Genomic DNA, 14757 nt, shown 5'->3' with positions numbered 1-14757 from the left:
GTGGGCACAAAAATAGGTTAACAATATCATTTAATCAACCGAACTAGATACAATTGAAAAACTTTCCTGCTTTTCAATCAAATTTTACCCGAAAGAAACTTCCTTTTATGAACTTTCAAAGCCGTTGATTTATTTTTTTTTCTATTTCCGCCTTCCAGGGAAGGAAATCACCAGCTATAATCCGCTCTCTCGCACTGTTGACCAGCCACAGGTAAAAAGTAAGATTGTGTACACTGGCAATTTGCGCGCCAAGCATTTCATCCGACTTAACAAGGTGGCGGAGATAAGCTTTGCTGTAAAACGAACTTACATAACCTCCAAGTCCTGCGTCTAACGGTGACAAATCATCCTTCCACTTTTCATTGCGAATATTGATTACACCCTCTGTCGTAAAAATCATGCCATTACGCGCGTTCCTGGTAGGCATTACACAATCAAACATATCCACGCCCAGGGCAATGCATTCCAGTATATTCGCCGGCGTTCCGACACCCATCAGATATCTCGGTTTATCCTTCGGCAAGATGTCACAAACGACCTCTGTCAGTTCGTACATGATTTCGGCCGGCTCGCCTACCGAAAGGCCGCCAATTGCATTTCCTTCACGTCCGTATGAAGCAATTGTTTCTGCAGATTGTGTTCTAAGATCTTTATAAACACTTCCTTGCACAATCGGAAAAAGCGTTTGGCTGTGGCCGTACAAGTCGTTTGTACTGTCAAACCTTGTGCAGCAGCGTCCCAGCCAGCGGTGCGTCATCTCCATGGATTTGCGTGCATATTCATAATCGCAGGGGTAAGGCGTGCATTCATCGAAAGCCATGATAATGTCTGCCCCGATGATCCGTTGAATGTCCATTACATACTCTGGGGTGAATGTGTGTACGCCACCGTCAATGTGTGACTTAAATACCACACCTTCCTCATTGATCTTTCTGCCCGTGCCCGCAAGTGAATAAACCTGGTAACCGCCACTATCAGTAAGAATAGGTCTGTCCCAGCCATTGAAGCCATGTAGTCCCCCTGCTTTTTGCAGAATGTCCAGGCCCGGACGCAGGTATAAATGATAGGTGTTTCCTAATATGATTTGTGCCTTTATGTCTTCTTTCAGTTCGCGCTGATGAACAGCTTTCACAGTCCCCGCAGTGCCGACGGGCATGAATATGGGTGTTTGAATAGTCCCGTGATCTGTTTCAATAAATCCCGCCCTGGCTTTCGACGCGGGATCTTCAACTTGTAATGTAAACTTCATTAAAAGGTTTTAAATTGTGGTGTGCAAAAATAGGGTTAAGGTCTCGAACATTGCTGACAATGACCTTATATTTGTATGAATATGATTAAATTTTACAACTCTCTTCCATTGTGGCCGATTCTTTACTCTTTGCGCTCGGAGCATTTGTGTTCGTTCAGTTATGTTATTATTTCTACTTTTTTACAAGACTTGCATTTTACAGTAAAGGCGCCAATTATGACAATGAATTACCAGGAGTTACAGTGCTTGTCTGCGCCTGGAACGAACGCGATAACCTCACCGAACTGATCCCGCTCCTCGACGCCCAGGAATATCCCGAATATGAAGTAATCCTGCTGGATGATCGTTCCGACGATGGAAGTGAAGAATTTATCAGACAAAATATCTTTCAGTGGAAACACATTCGCTACATCAGGATCAATGATCAGTTTGACCACGTAACGCCCAAGAAATACGCGCTTACTGTGGGCATGAAACAGGCTAAATATCCAATTGCGCTGATGACCGACGCAGATTGCCGTCCATCTTCCAATCACTGGATTACCGCGATGACTTCTCGCGTAAGCCATGACAAGGACATTGTGCTCGGCTTTTCACCTTATATAAAGCAGCCCGGATTACTGAACTGGTTTATCCGCTGCGAAACGTTTTATACAGCTGTTCAATATCTTTCGTTCGCGCTTGCGGGCTTTACCTATATGGGTGTAGGTCGCAACATTCTTTACAAACGTTCCGTTTTTTTTGCCAACAAAGGTTTTTATACACATAAACATGTGTTCGGCGGCGATGATGATATCTTCCTGAATGAAGTGTCAACAAGCTCCAATACAACGATATCTATAGAAGAAGATTCTTTCGTATACTCTGTTCCGAAAACCACCTGGAAAACCTGGTATAAACAGAAGCAGCGGCATATGTCTGTAAGTATGTTTTACAAAATGCGTAACAAGATCTTGCTCGGGCTGCTCTCCGGCGCGCACGTCGCGGTATGGATGGCGGGCATTACTATATTGTTGGTTGGATTGCTTACAAAAGACATTTATCTGTTGCAGGGGCTCGGGATTGTTTTTGCTGCAAGATGGTTTATCCAGTGGTTTTTGCTGATCGTTATCAATCTCAAATTAGACAAGACCGTAGAGTGGTTCAGCTTTTTATTCATGGACTTTGCACTCTTTGTGTATTATGTCGTCTTTGGATTTCTGACCTTTACAAAAAGAAAACTTCGTAAATCGTGGAATTAATCAATAAATACTTCCCGGATCTGACTGCTGATCAGCGTGATAAGTTCGGACAGATGGAGGATTTGTACCAATTTTGGAATGCCAAGGTGAATGTGATTTCCAGGCAGGACATTGATACATTATATGAAAGACATGTGCTGCATTCATTGGGGATTGCCAAAGTGCAGGAATTTAAGTCCGGAACAAGCATTTTGGATGTAGGAACGGGAGGTGGCTTTCCCGGGATCCCGCTTGCCATTCTGTTCCCGAAAGCGCAGTTTCATCTTGTCGACAGCATTGGTAAGAAAATTCGTGTTGTACAAGAAATCGCCGACGCCTTGAAGCTCGACAATGTGAAAGCCGAGCAAATCCGGGCTGAGCGGCTGGATGATTCCTACGAATTCGTCGTTAGCCGGGCTGTTACCAGAATTACACCTTTTGTTGGTTGGGTCAAAAAGAACATCAGCAAAAACTCATTTCATTCCCTGAGGAACGGAATTTTATATTTGAAAGGAGGAGACCTGACTGAGGAATTGTCTGAATTGAATCAAAAGTCTCGCACTTACGAGCTTTCAGGCTATTTCGAGGAAGAATTTTTCCAGACCAAAAAAGTCGTCTACGTACCATTATAACTTAATATTTAACCTAAAAACAATGAACGAACGATATAGCGCCAGCGGGCTGATGAACCCATTTTTTCCAGATTCGGTATCATTTGGCGATAAAGGAGTGACTTTCACAGTAAAGAAGCTTTTCAAGAGCAACGACAATTTTGTTTTTTACTCCGATATTTCGGGCGTTGAGATCGAGAGCGGGATGTTTTTTTCCACCATTAGAGTGATTCCGCGGATGCGTCCGGAAATTATTATCAATAATTTTACGAAATCAGATGCTAAGAGGGTCAAGGAGTTAATCCTTCAGCAAGTGCAAGGTTGACATTTTTTTTAAAATTATCCTTGCGCTGTATAATTCAAATTCTTAGATTTGCACCAGAATTCAGATAGTTAATCGGATTTGAAATTCCTGAATAGCTCAGCCGGTTAGAGCATCTGACTGTTAATCAGAGGGTCGTTGGTTCGAGCCCAACTTCGGGAGCCCTAGACTTGAAGCACCTAGCATTAATTTGCTAGGTGCTTTTTTTGTTGCAATAAACTTGCAATAACTACCAAATGTATAGAAAGTGGTTGGTGCCTGTAAAGCGGATCAAAATGGATTCAATATGAAATGCAGGATAGTACAGGATGGGCATTGTTAAATAAAACAATACAATTGGTAGTATAAATATGATAATTCAAATAGTGGTTTATGGGAAAGCCCACACCGATACCAGTAGATGAATTGCATCTGGCTGATCTATGGAACCGATTTCGTCAGCATGATGAGCAGGCTTTTGACGAGTTGGCTAACCGCCGTTACCGCCTGCTGTTTAATTACGCTACCAAATTCACCAAAGACACCGAGCTGATCAAGGACTGCATTCAGGACCTTTTTTTGGAGCTCTGGTATCGCCGCACGCGCCTGACGGACACTTCCTATGTCACAGTTTACCTCATTTGCGCACTCAGGAACAACCTTTTGCGAAAATTGAAACTGAACAACCGCTTGGATGATTCGGCCGATATTACTGTAAGCTGCGAAGCATTCACGGACAACCTCACAGTGGAAACCATGCTGATCAGCTCCGAGTCCATGTCGCAAAAAGAGCGCGAGATCCGCAGCGCGATCAATCGGCTGCCTGCACGCCAGCAAGAGGTGATTTTCCTGAAATTTTATGAAGGCTTATCCAATGATGAGATCGCCAAAGTGATGGAGATCGAACGTCAAACCGTTTCCAACTTCATTTACAGGGCAATAAGTCAGCTCAAAAATGACCTTCCTTCCTTCTCGAATGTCATCCCGCAGATTATTTTAATATTTTTTCTAAAATTTTTATCATAAACAGGGTATGCTGTTCTGCGGCCGTACTATTTCATTGTATACAGTCCAATGAATACGGAAAATGCAGGATTACGCACGATACGACATTAAAGATTTCCTGGCCGATGAGGCTTTTTGCAGGTGGGTGCTTCATGAAAAGCCTGCCGACAATGCTTTTTGGGAGAACTGGATCCGCAATAACCCGGATCGCGCCAGCATTGTAAAGCATGCAAAAGAACTCATCGCCGAAATCCATCATGCGCAAAACTATCTGAGCGAAGAAGAACTGCAACACGAACTGCACCGGCTGACCGCCGCAAGAAAGTCGGCAACCGAAGCGCAGGAATATGCGGAACAGACTAATGATGAATATGAAACAAACTGGTTTGGGCCGAATTGGGCAAATCGTATGTCTGTGATTCTGGTTGCCTTAACCTGCTTCGTTGTCCTGTTTTATTTTTATTCCAAATCGAGCAAACCGCAGATCAGCCAGCAAACATTGCAGGATAAGCAAGATGAAAAATGGGTTGAAGTGCGCAATGATCAGACCGCAATCAAAGTCGTTTCATTGCCCGACGGCAGCTCGGTGAAGCTTTCGCCCCAAAGCAAAATTAATTATCCCGCCGTTTTTGTAAAAAATGAAAGGAAAGTCTTGCTGAATGGCGAGGCCTTTTTTGAAGTTGTGAAAAATCCGGAAAGTCCGTTTAAAGTCTATACTAACGATGTCGTAACCACGGTTTTGGGCACCAGTTTTACGGTTAAGGCTTTTGATCAGGATAAAGATGTGCGGGTTGTGGTCAAAACGGGGCGCGTAACGGTCGCCGCCAATCCACCGCAAAACAAAACGCCGCAACCCGAAAAAAATGAGCTCGTGCTGTTACCCAATCAGCAGGTCGTTTACCACCGCGACGATCAGAAAATGAAACGGTCACTCATCGAGAACCCTGCGCAGATCGGCCCGGCAGACATTACCAGCCAGAACTTGATTTTTGACAATGCGCCCGTCGCCAAAGTCTTCGAGTCGCTTCAAAAAAGATACGAAGTCCAGATCATTTACGACGCCGATCTCATGGCCGGTTGCGAGCTCACCGCCGAGCTTGGTCAGGAGCCACTATTTGAAAAGTTAGGCATGATCTGCAAGGCAATCCAGGCACGTTATGAAGTGATCGACGGCCAGATCGTCATTCACGGAAGCGCTTGCAAATAAATTTAAAATTCAAATCCTAAACCCTTTAAGCAAACATTCATGATCCGTTCCAGCCACCCACCCTGAGTTAAAAACAAGCAAGCCGAAGATGCTGTAACATCCCCGGCTTGTCTTTTCCCCTTTCTTAATTCCCATTAATAATCCGGTTCGCTAAAACCGGAACAGGGGAGTTTTGTATCTCATTTTTCCAAAAAAGCATACATACAAATCTATGAAAATTAGTACGAAACCGATCAGGATTTTACTCAAAATCATGCGCATTTCAATATATCAGCTGATCCTGTCTGCCCTATGCACGTCGTTGGTCCTGGCCCATGACAGCCGGGCGCAGGAGTTACTGAACCGTCGTATTTCCCTGGATCTGGACGAACAGAAAATAAGTGTAGCGCTCCGGCAGATCAGCCGTCAGGCGGCGGTGCGGTTTATGTACAGTCCGCAGGTGATCCCTGTTGAAAACAAAGTGACGTTACATGTTCGCAATGAGCCGCTTAATGTGGTTCTGGAATCACTTTTCAAGCCATTGAACATTGGTTACGAAGTTTCGGGCAACCAGCTGGTGCTTAGCATCGTGGCGGATCTGAAACCGCTTGATCCCAAGCCCGCGGAAGAGCAAAAACCGGTGGACAGGAACATTAAGGGCTCTGTAAAAGATGAAAAAGGAGCACCACTGCCCGGCGTAAGCATTGTTGTAAAAGGCACGCAACGCGGTTCATTGAGCGATACGGACGGCAACTTCGACGTCAGCATTCCCGACGGCGAACACACGATCATCTTCTCTTTTGTGGGTTACCTGAGCCAGGAAATTCCGGTGGGCAATCAGAGCACGATGGGTATTGTACTGAAAGACGACCTCAAAGCATTGCAGGAAGTGGTTGTGGTGGGTTATGGAACGCAGAAAAAGGTCAATCTGACCGGTTCGGTGGCTTCTGTGGAAGGTGAAGAATTGCTGAAAACACCAGCGACCAACATTACCAATTCGCTCGTCGGCAGGCTTCCGGGCCTAATCGCTGTCAATGGAAACGGAAAGCCCGGTGCAGGATCGTCCATCTCGATCCGCGGCGCCAGCACGTTCGGCGACAACAGCGCATTGATTGTCGTGGATGGCATTATCCGGACTTTCGATCAGATAGACCCCAACGAAGTAGAAAGTATTTCCATTTTAAAAGACGCCTCGGCAACTGCGGTTTATGGTTCCCGAGCGGCCAATGGCGTTATATTGGTCACCACCAAACGCGGCGCAACGGGCAAGCCAACATTTAATTACAACGGCTTCGCCGGCTTCCAACAACCTACCCAATATCCCAAAGTGATGAATGCGTACGAGTATGCAACGACCAAAAACAAGGCGGTGCAAAATCTGGGCAAACCCATCCAATACTCCGATCAGCAACTGGAAGACATTCGCACGGGCGTGCTGCCGGAATACGACTGGTATGGCAACACATTGAAAAAACGATCTTTCCAAACGCAGCAAAACCTGAGCGTGAGTGGCGGATCGGATGCAGTCCGCTATTTTCTGTCGCTTGGTTATCTCGATCAGGACGGAATGTACGACCGCATCAATTTCCAGCGCTATTCCATCCGCACCAATGTTGATGCGAAAATCAACAAGAACTTGACCATTTCGGCGGACATTGATGCCAGCGCCAGAAACACCAACCAAAGTGCGTACGCACCTGAATCCATTTTCGACGACATTGTGGCCGCTTACCCGCTCGATAAGGCTTATAACCCCGACGGGACCATTTTTTACACCCGTGAACAGCACCCGGTGGAAGAGATCAAAACCGGCTACAACCGCATGCGGAACAACATTCTGCAAGCCACATTGACCGTGAAACATGAGCTGCCGTTCATTAAGGGCCTTTCTGTTTTGGGGCGGGCGTCTTTCGGCAGGGAATATGCCAATAACAAACATTATAATGTGCCTATTTTCATGAACCGCCAGGATGCAGACGGGAATACGCTGGAAATTTATCCTTATGGCGGCTGGAATGGCAAAACCGCATTGACCCAATCATTCAGTGAATACAACACAACCACATTGAATGCTTCGCTAAACTATTCACGCACCTTCGGCGCACACGAATTTGGCGGTTTGCTCCTCTTCGAACAGTTGGATGCAAAAGGCAACAACTTCTATGGTTTTCGCACCAATTTCCCAGCTCAGGGATTGGACGAGTTTTTCTATGGAGGTGAAAGTCAGAAAGACGCCAATGGCGGCTCCTTCACAGATGGTCGCCGCGGTGCGATTGCACGCTTGAATTATAGTTTTCAGCAGCGTTATTTGTTTGAAGCGTCATTCAGAAGGGACGGTTCCGTGGCTTTTCCGGCATCCAAAAAATACGGTTTTTTTCCGGCCGTGTCAGCAGGATGGCGGATCATTGAAGAGCCATTTCTTAAAAACAGCACGGCACTTTCGTTCCTTGATAACCTGAAATTACGCGCTTCCTATGGCGTGGTCGGGAACGACCGCAATGTATACACGGGCTATCTTTTGAGAAATCCAACATTCCAGTATTCACAGGTTTACAACCCGTCGGGAACCATCGTATCGGGCACAGAAGGGCTTTCTACCATTGCTCCGGGCATTTTGCCCAATCCGGATGTGACCTGGGAAACGGCTTCGGTTTCTGACGTTGGATTGGAAGGCTCGTTGTGGAAAGGAAAGTTTCAGTTTGAAATAGATGTTTTTTACAAAAGAACTTCCAACATTCTGCGCACACGGATCCGCTCCATTCCGGGCACGTTGGGCGCACAGCTGCCGGCAGAAAATTATGCCAAAGTGGACAACAAAGGCATCGAGTTCATGCTGAGCCACCAGAACAGTTTTCAGGCTTTGAAATATTTTGTAAAACTCAACGGGAGCTTCTCGCAAAGCAAGGTGATCACACTCGACGAACCGGCTAACACGCCTGATTATCTGTTGCAGACAGGCAGGCCGCTGGGCTTCATTACAGGTTATAAAGCATTGGGCTTCTTCCAGACAGATGAAGAAGTGGCTGCCTATTTACCCCAATTCAACGGCGGACAAAAAGCAGGTGATGTGAAATATGCAGACATCAACGGCGACGGAAAAGTAGACGCCAATGACCTGACTATCATTTCAATGGACAATAACATCCCGAAAGTGATCGGTGGATTATCATTCGGAGGTTCATTGAAAGGTTTTGATTTAAATGTCCTTTTTCAGGCGGCGGGACGGGTTCGGCAAGTGCTTTACGGTGCTGCGCGTGACTTTTTCCAGGGCGGATCAAGAAACACCTATGTGGATTTGCTCGATCATTGGTCACCTGAGAATCCGAATGCATTGTATCCACGGCCATGGGAAGGACCTAATCCAAATAACTCGCTCACTTCCAGTCTGTATCTAAGAAATTCAAGCTATATCCGGTTGAGGTCAATTGATTTTGGTTACACATTGCCTTCGGATCTGATCAAGAAAATTGGCGTTCGTAATGTGCGGGTTTATTTCTCGGGAGCTAATCTTTTTGTATGGTCCAAGATGAAAATATTTGACCCCGAAATTGAGAACACGACGGGCACTTACTATCCGCAGCAGCGCACACTGAACCTCGGCCTGAACCTTACTTTTTAATCAGTTAATGTTTACTGTCATGACAAAAATATTTGCCAAAACACTGCTGGTTGTAATGATCCTTATGACCACCGCCTGCAACGAAGAATTCCTCGAACGCCAGGCCACCGATTCAATTCCTGAGGAAAATATCTTCGCGGATCCTGCGCTGATCCAGCTTTTTGTAAACAATATGTATCTGGATGTACCCGGGTTCGATCACAGCTTGTATGATAACATTACCGACGAATCGCGCAGTTACTGGGGCGGAGGACCGCGGAATGTGGTTCAGGGCCAGTGGTTTCCGGACAATAATCCGATGGAATACTGGGCTTATGGCCCGGTAAGGAAGACCAACATGTTCCTGAGCAAGATAGACGCGGCTGATGTGGATGAAGAGCAAAAAACAAATTTTAAGGGACAGGTAAAGTTCCTGCGCGCCATGCTCTATTTCAATATGATCAAGCGCTACGGCGGCGTGCCCATTATCACTGAGCCACAAGGACTTGACGACGATCTTTTTGTAGCCAGACAAACGACGGACGAAAGCTTTGCCTTTGTCATAAAAGAACTCGAAGAAGCCATTCCACTTTTGCCCGAAACGCACGGAACGCGTGCCGTGGATGTGGGAAAAGCCAACAGGCATTCTGCAAAGGCATTTTTGGGGCGTGTGCTGACTTATTATGCAAGTGCTTTATTCAATCCGGCGGGGGATGTTTCGCGCTGGCAAAAAGCGGCATTGGTAAACAAGGAAGTAATGGATGCAGGCAATTACAAGCTGCACCCCAACTTCCGCAACATTATGCTCGATAAAAACAATGAGGAAGAGATTTTCAGCGTGCAATATCAAAAGCCGTTCCGCGAACACGGCTGGGATTCATGGGGGCAGCCCGATTCGCAATCCAAGCAGGACGCAGTGGAGCGCAGTCCTGTGCAGGAATTTGTGGATGCATTTGAAATGAAAAACGGAAAAGCGATCAACGAAACGGGGTCAGGTTACGACCCTGCCAATCCTTATAAAAACCGTGATCCAAGATTCGACGCAACAGTGCTTTACAATGGAGCTACATTTTTCGGCGCAACCATTTATATGTACGAAGGTGCGCCCATTGACGGCATCAATCTTCCCTATGCGACCATTACCGGTTATTTAATCCGAAAAGGCATGAATGAAAGCAATAAGGACTATTACGGCAGTTCCGGCAGCGATCAGAACTGGATCGAGCTGCGTTACGCCGAAGTGCTTTTGAATTATGCGGAAGCCAAAAACGAAGCATTAACCACGCCTGACGCCTCGGTTTACGCAGCTATTGAGGCCGTTCGCCAGCGTGCTGGATTGGCTCCCTACCAGCTTGCGGCCGGACTTTCCAAGGTGCAAATGCGTGAAAAGATCCGCCACGAGCGGTTGATCGAGCTGAGCTTTGAAGGAAAACGCTATTGGGATTTGCGACGCTGGAAAATCGCAGAACAGGTGTTGAACGGCAAGCAGTTCAACGCGATGTACATTACTAAAAACACGAATGGTACTTACACGTATAAAGCCAAACCGGTGGACGGTGTGCCTTATGTTTTCCAGGAAAAAATGTATTTCATGCCCATTCCGCAGCGCGAGATCGAGAAAAATCCGAACCTGAAACAAAATACCGGCTGGTAATCCAGCCCTTTTATTGACTTATCTTATTGACTATGAAGTCCAAATTTCAGCATATCCTTCTGGCCATCGTTTTCTTTTCGGTCACATTTGCGAACGCGCAGGCGCCTAACCCCGGTTTTGCCCCTAAAAATGGCGACCATATCATCCTGCTCGGCAACACATTTGCCGACCGGATGCGGCATTACGGCTACTTTGAAACATTACTTCAGAAAAACTTCCCCGGCAAGCAACTAACCCTGCGCAATATGGGATGGAGCGCGGATGAAGTGGGTTTGCAACCTCGGCCGCTGAATTTCCCGGGTTTTGGAGAAAAAACAAAAAGGCTTACCGAAGGCCAGAAGGAGGTGAAATTTCAGGGTTTCACGCATGAAGGCGAGCGCATTGTCATGCCCGTCGCGCTCAATTTCGAAGGTTTGAACCAGGATCTTTATGACCAGAAAGCGGACATGATTTTCCTGTGTTTTGGCATGAATGAAGCATTTAAAGGTCCCGCAGGATTGCCGCAATTTGAAAAAGACCTCAACACATTCATTCAAAACCTGCAAAAGAATCAATACAATGGCCGTTCAGCGCCTTCACTCGTGCTCGTTTCTCCCATAGCGCATGAAGGATTAGGAGTTAATTTTCCAAATCCGGCGGAACACAATAAAAACCTGGATCTTTATTCCAAGGCCATGCAGAAAACGGCAGCTGCGAAAGGGATTTATTTTATTGATCTTTTCACGCCATCACTGGCTAAGATGAAACAAAAAGGCCAGGAAAAACTAACCATTAATGGCATTCACCTCACCGGAAATGGTTACAGGCAGGCGGCGGAATGGATGGCGCAATCGCTGGGTTTTGGCAAAATGCCCGATCTCAACTCGGAAAACAGTAAGAAGCTCTTGGCGGTGATCAAGATGAAAGACGATCATTTTTTTTACCGCTGGCGCGCGGTGAATGGCGAATACATTTATGGCCGCAGAAGAGAGCCTTTCGGTGTGATCGCATTTCCGCCGGAGCTGAAAAAACTCAATCAAATGACGGCTTCTCTGGATTCGGTGATTTGGGAAATGGGGAAAAGTAACAATGCAGAGGCTAATAAAAAGGCCATTGAAATCGTGGACCGGCGAGGAAAACCGGTTGATCCAATGCTAACCCCCGACATTCCGATGACCGGACGGCAAGGAGAAGCCGCGAAAGCAGCCGCGCACGCGCATCATGAGAAAACGTGGCCCGCAACGACCGAAGGATTCAAGCTGCCGGAGGGTTATGAGATCAATCTTTTTGCTTCGGAAAAGGATTTCCCCATTGAAAAACCGGTTGCCATGAACTTCGATGCGCGCGGCCGGCTTTGGGTAGCGACGATGCCGACTTATCCGCAATATTTTCCCGGCATTCCCGTGCACGACAAAATCGTGATCCTGGAAGATACGGATGCCGATGGAAAAGCCGATAAGCACACTGTTTTTGCGGATGATCTTTACCTGCCACTGGGTTTCGAGTTTGGTGATGGTGGAGTTTATGTCTCGCAGGAGCCGGATATTGTGTTTTTGAAAGATACAAACGGCGACGACAAAGCCGATTTCAGGGAAGTTATTTTGACTGGTTTTGGTTCCGAAGACAGCCACCACGCCACGCACGCTTTCACATTCGGGCAGGACGGCGCATTGTATTTCAATGAAGGCACATTCCTGAATTCGCAAGTAGAAACGCCTTACGGCCCCATCCGTTCCTATGCCGGCGCGACGTATCGTTATGAACCGCGCACGGCGAAACTCACGCATTACATTTCCTATCCTTACTACAATCCGTGGGGAAGTGTTTTTGATAAATGGGGCATGCATTTGATCGGTGATGCCTCCGACGGTTCCAATTATTTTGCGCCACCCATGACGGGCAATGTTACTTATCCCGACAAACATCCACGCATTGAAATGTTCACAGAAACGCGCGTAAGACCCACTGCGGGCATCGAAATCGTTTCCAGCAGACAGTTTCCGGATGAGGTTCAGGGTGATTTTCTTGTCAATAACAACATTGGTTTTCAGGGTACGAAGCAGCACCGGATCATTCCGCGCGGTTCAGGAATTGGCAGCAAGGAAGTAGAGGCGATCCTCCAATCCCAGGATCCGAATTTCCGTCCGATCGACATTGAATTCGGCCCGGATGGCGGCTTATACATTGTGGACTGGTACAATCCGCTGATCTCACACGGAGAAAATCCGCCGCGTGATCCGGCCCGCGACAAATCGCACGGCCGCGTTTGGCGGATCACTTACAAAGGCAAGCCGGTGCTGAAAGTAACCGACGTTTCCAAACAAAGCATTGCTCAGTTACTGGATAATTTGAAAGTGCACGAAGACCGTTTCCGCTATCGTTCGCGGGCGCAGATCCGTGAAAAGAAAGCCGAAGAAGTGTTGCCTGAACTTAAAAAGTGGGTATCTGCATTGGAGAAAAACGATCCGCAATACGAGCATAATCTGCTCGAAGGATTGTGGCTTTATCAGGATTTCAATATCGTTGAACCAACAATTTTAAAAACGTTACTCAATGCAAAAGAGCCTCAGGCACGCGCTGCGGCCACAAAATTGCTCCTTTACTGGCACGACCGCATTCCCGGCTCGCTGGAACTGATGCGCGCCCGGATCAATGACGAGTCACCGCGCGTGCGAATTGAAGCGGTTGTGGCATTGAGTTATTTTAATTCGGACCAGGCTGTTACTGCCGCCGCGGACATTTTCAAATATCCCACCGATTACTACATGGATTATGCCGTGCATGAAACATTCCGGTTTTTGAAACCGATCTGGCTGGCAGGAATGAAGCAGGGAAAAAGTTTTGGAGGAAATAAAGGCGACCGCTATTTGCTAAAACTGGCAAATGCGCAGGAATTGGCTACATTACCCCAATCTCCCGACGTGCTCAATGCCATGTTAACAAGGCCGGATATTGATGCGACAAAAAAACAGCAAGCGGTGAGCAGTCTTGCCAAAACAAAGAAAACGGGAAAGGTGAATGTGCTGTTAAGTGCAATCCGGGAGGAAGAAAAAGGCAGCCAATCCAATCCTGCGCAACAGGAACTTATCAAGCTTTTGCTCGCATCTGAGCCTTCGGAGCTGAAACAAAATAAGGCTGAGCTTACAAAGCTGATCAATGCGGATACAAGTCAGGTGATGCAGGCAATCGGCTTAGCAGCAATGATAACCGCAGGGCAGTCTGATCAGACTTTACAAAAAGTAATGCAGGAGAAACAAGAGGTGTTTTTGTCAGCGATTTCAATGTTGACCAATGCGGATTTACGTGCTTCTTTTTATAATAAGATAAAAGAAATCGCTCCGAACATGCCGACGGCCGGCTATCCTTTATTAATGAGAATAACCATTGAAAATGCGGCCAAAACGCAGTCAACAAAGGATCTGATCGCCTCATTGGGCAGTACGCCGGAATCCATTCAAAACTCTCAGACATTTGCTGACGCTGTTGCAATCATGAAAAATATGTTGGTTTACATGCCGGAGAAGGACAGAAAGGACGTGCTATCAATGCTGGAAAACTTGGGAACCATTGAAATAAAACTTGTGGCAATTGAAGCAAAAATGGCTTTTGACAAGAAAGCATTAAGCGTTCCCGCAGGCAGGGCCGTAACATTGGTTTTCGAAAACCCGGATCTCATGCCGCATAATGTGGTAATTGTCAAGCCCGGCGCGGCTGAAAAAGTCGGTGAAGCTGCGGATGCAATGGCGAGTCTGAAAGATGGCTTTGAAAAGAATTTCGTTCCTTCGACGCCGGATGTTCTGTTTGCAACACCGCTCGTTAACTCCGGGAAATCATTCCGGTTGGAATTTAAAGCCCCAAGCCAGCCAGGCGAATATCCGTTCATCTGTTCGTTTCCGGGACATTGGCGGGTAATGCAAGGAATTTTGACGGTTACGGACTCCAAAGTACCCTGAC

9 protein-coding genes and 1 tRNA gene are annotated in these 14757 nt (G+C 46.7%); 9 read left to right on the top strand and 1 reads right to left on the bottom strand.

Annotated features, from left to right (window positions below):
• Positions 1 to 115: 115 nt before the first annotated feature.
• Positions 116 to 1249: a tRNA guanosine(34) transglycosylase Tgt gene (gene tgt, locus LZG74_RS23275; RefSeq protein ID WP_233798904.1), complete on the bottom strand. Its 1134-nt coding sequence runs from the start codon at positions 1247 to 1249 to the stop codon at positions 116 to 118.
• A 110-nt stretch (positions 1250 to 1359) separates the two neighbouring features.
• On the opposite strand from tgt, the gene LZG74_RS23270 reads away from it, so the two are divergent.
• From LZG74_RS23270 to LZG74_RS23230, 9 genes are all read left to right on the top strand, one after another.
• Entirely contained in the window at positions 1360 to 2490 is a 1131-nt protein-coding gene (locus LZG74_RS23270) for a glycosyltransferase (protein ID WP_233798903.1), read from the top strand.
• A complete protein-coding gene (gene rsmG / locus LZG74_RS23265) occupies positions 2481 to 3101 on the top strand; it encodes a 16S rRNA (guanine(527)-N(7))-methyltransferase RsmG (RefSeq protein WP_233798902.1) in 621 nt (206 codons plus the stop codon). The genes LZG74_RS23270 and rsmG overlap by 10 nt, the downstream gene beginning before the upstream one ends.
• 22 nt (positions 3102 to 3123) lie before the next feature.
• Positions 3124 to 3405 (top strand): hypothetical protein, encoded by a 282-nt coding sequence (locus tag LZG74_RS23260; RefSeq protein ID WP_026631891.1) that lies wholly within the window; start codon positions 3124 to 3126, stop codon positions 3403 to 3405.
• An 85-nt stretch (positions 3406 to 3490) separates the two neighbouring features.
• A tRNA-Asn gene (locus LZG74_RS23255) sits at positions 3491 to 3564 on the top strand.
• Positions 3565 to 3774: 210 nt separating this feature from the next.
• A complete protein-coding gene (locus tag LZG74_RS23250; protein ID WP_233798901.1) occupies positions 3775 to 4407 on the top strand; it encodes an RNA polymerase sigma factor in 633 nt (210 codons plus the stop codon).
• Between the two features lie 61 nt (positions 4408 to 4468).
• On the top strand, positions 4469 to 5593 hold the full coding sequence (locus LZG74_RS23245) for a FecR family protein (protein ID WP_233798900.1): 1125 nt from the start codon (positions 4469 to 4471) through the stop codon (positions 5591 to 5593).
• Between the two features lie 211 nt (positions 5594 to 5804).
• The gene (locus LZG74_RS23240; protein WP_233798899.1) at positions 5805 to 9191 is read left to right on the top strand and encodes a TonB-dependent receptor; all 3387 of its coding nucleotides are present in this window, start codon (positions 5805 to 5807) and stop codon (positions 9189 to 9191) included.
• Between the two features lie 19 nt (positions 9192 to 9210).
• Positions 9211 to 10824: a RagB/SusD family nutrient uptake outer membrane protein gene (locus LZG74_RS23235; RefSeq protein WP_233798898.1), complete on the top strand. Its 1614-nt coding sequence runs from the start codon at positions 9211 to 9213 to the stop codon at positions 10822 to 10824.
• A gap of 32 nt (positions 10825 to 10856) precedes the next feature.
• Positions 10857 to 14756 carry a PVC-type heme-binding CxxCH protein gene (locus LZG74_RS23230; protein WP_233798897.1) on the top strand — a complete coding sequence of 1300 codons (3900 nt, stop codon included), beginning with the start codon at positions 10857 to 10859 and terminating at the stop codon, positions 14754 to 14756.
• Position 14757: the final 1 nt, after the last annotated feature.

The sequence above is a fragment of the Dyadobacter sp. CY327 genome (genome assembly GCF_021390415.1).
In the GTDB taxonomy this organism is placed as follows: domain Bacteria; phylum Bacteroidota; class Bacteroidia; order Cytophagales; family Spirosomataceae; genus Dyadobacter; species Dyadobacter chenhuakuii.
Note: the sequence above shows the minus strand (reverse complement) of the source record. Positions and strands in the feature narration are given on the sequence as shown.

Bases quoted from the DNA above. Each gene is read 5' to 3' on its own strand.
- tgt (WP_233798904.1), bottom strand. From the start codon at position 1,249: ATGAAGTTTACATTACAAGTTGAAGATCCCGCGTCGAAAGCCAGGGCG.
- LZG74_RS23260 (WP_026631891.1), top strand. From the start codon at position 3,124: ATGAACGAACGATATAGCGCCAGCGGGCTGATGAACCCATTTTTTCCA.
- LZG74_RS23250 (WP_233798901.1), top strand. From the start codon at position 3,775: ATGGGAAAGCCCACACCGATACCAGTAGATGAATTGCATCTGGCTGAT.
- LZG74_RS23245 (WP_233798900.1), top strand. From the start codon at position 4,469: ATGCAGGATTACGCACGATACGACATTAAAGATTTCCTGGCCGATGAG.
- LZG74_RS23240 (WP_233798899.1), top strand. From the start codon at position 5,805: ATGAAAATTAGTACGAAACCGATCAGGATTTTACTCAAAATCATGCGC.
- LZG74_RS23235 (WP_233798898.1), top strand. From the start codon at position 9,211: ATGACAAAAATATTTGCCAAAACACTGCTGGTTGTAATGATCCTTATG.
- LZG74_RS23230 (WP_233798897.1), top strand. From the start codon at position 10,857: ATGAAGTCCAAATTTCAGCATATCCTTCTGGCCATCGTTTTCTTTTCG.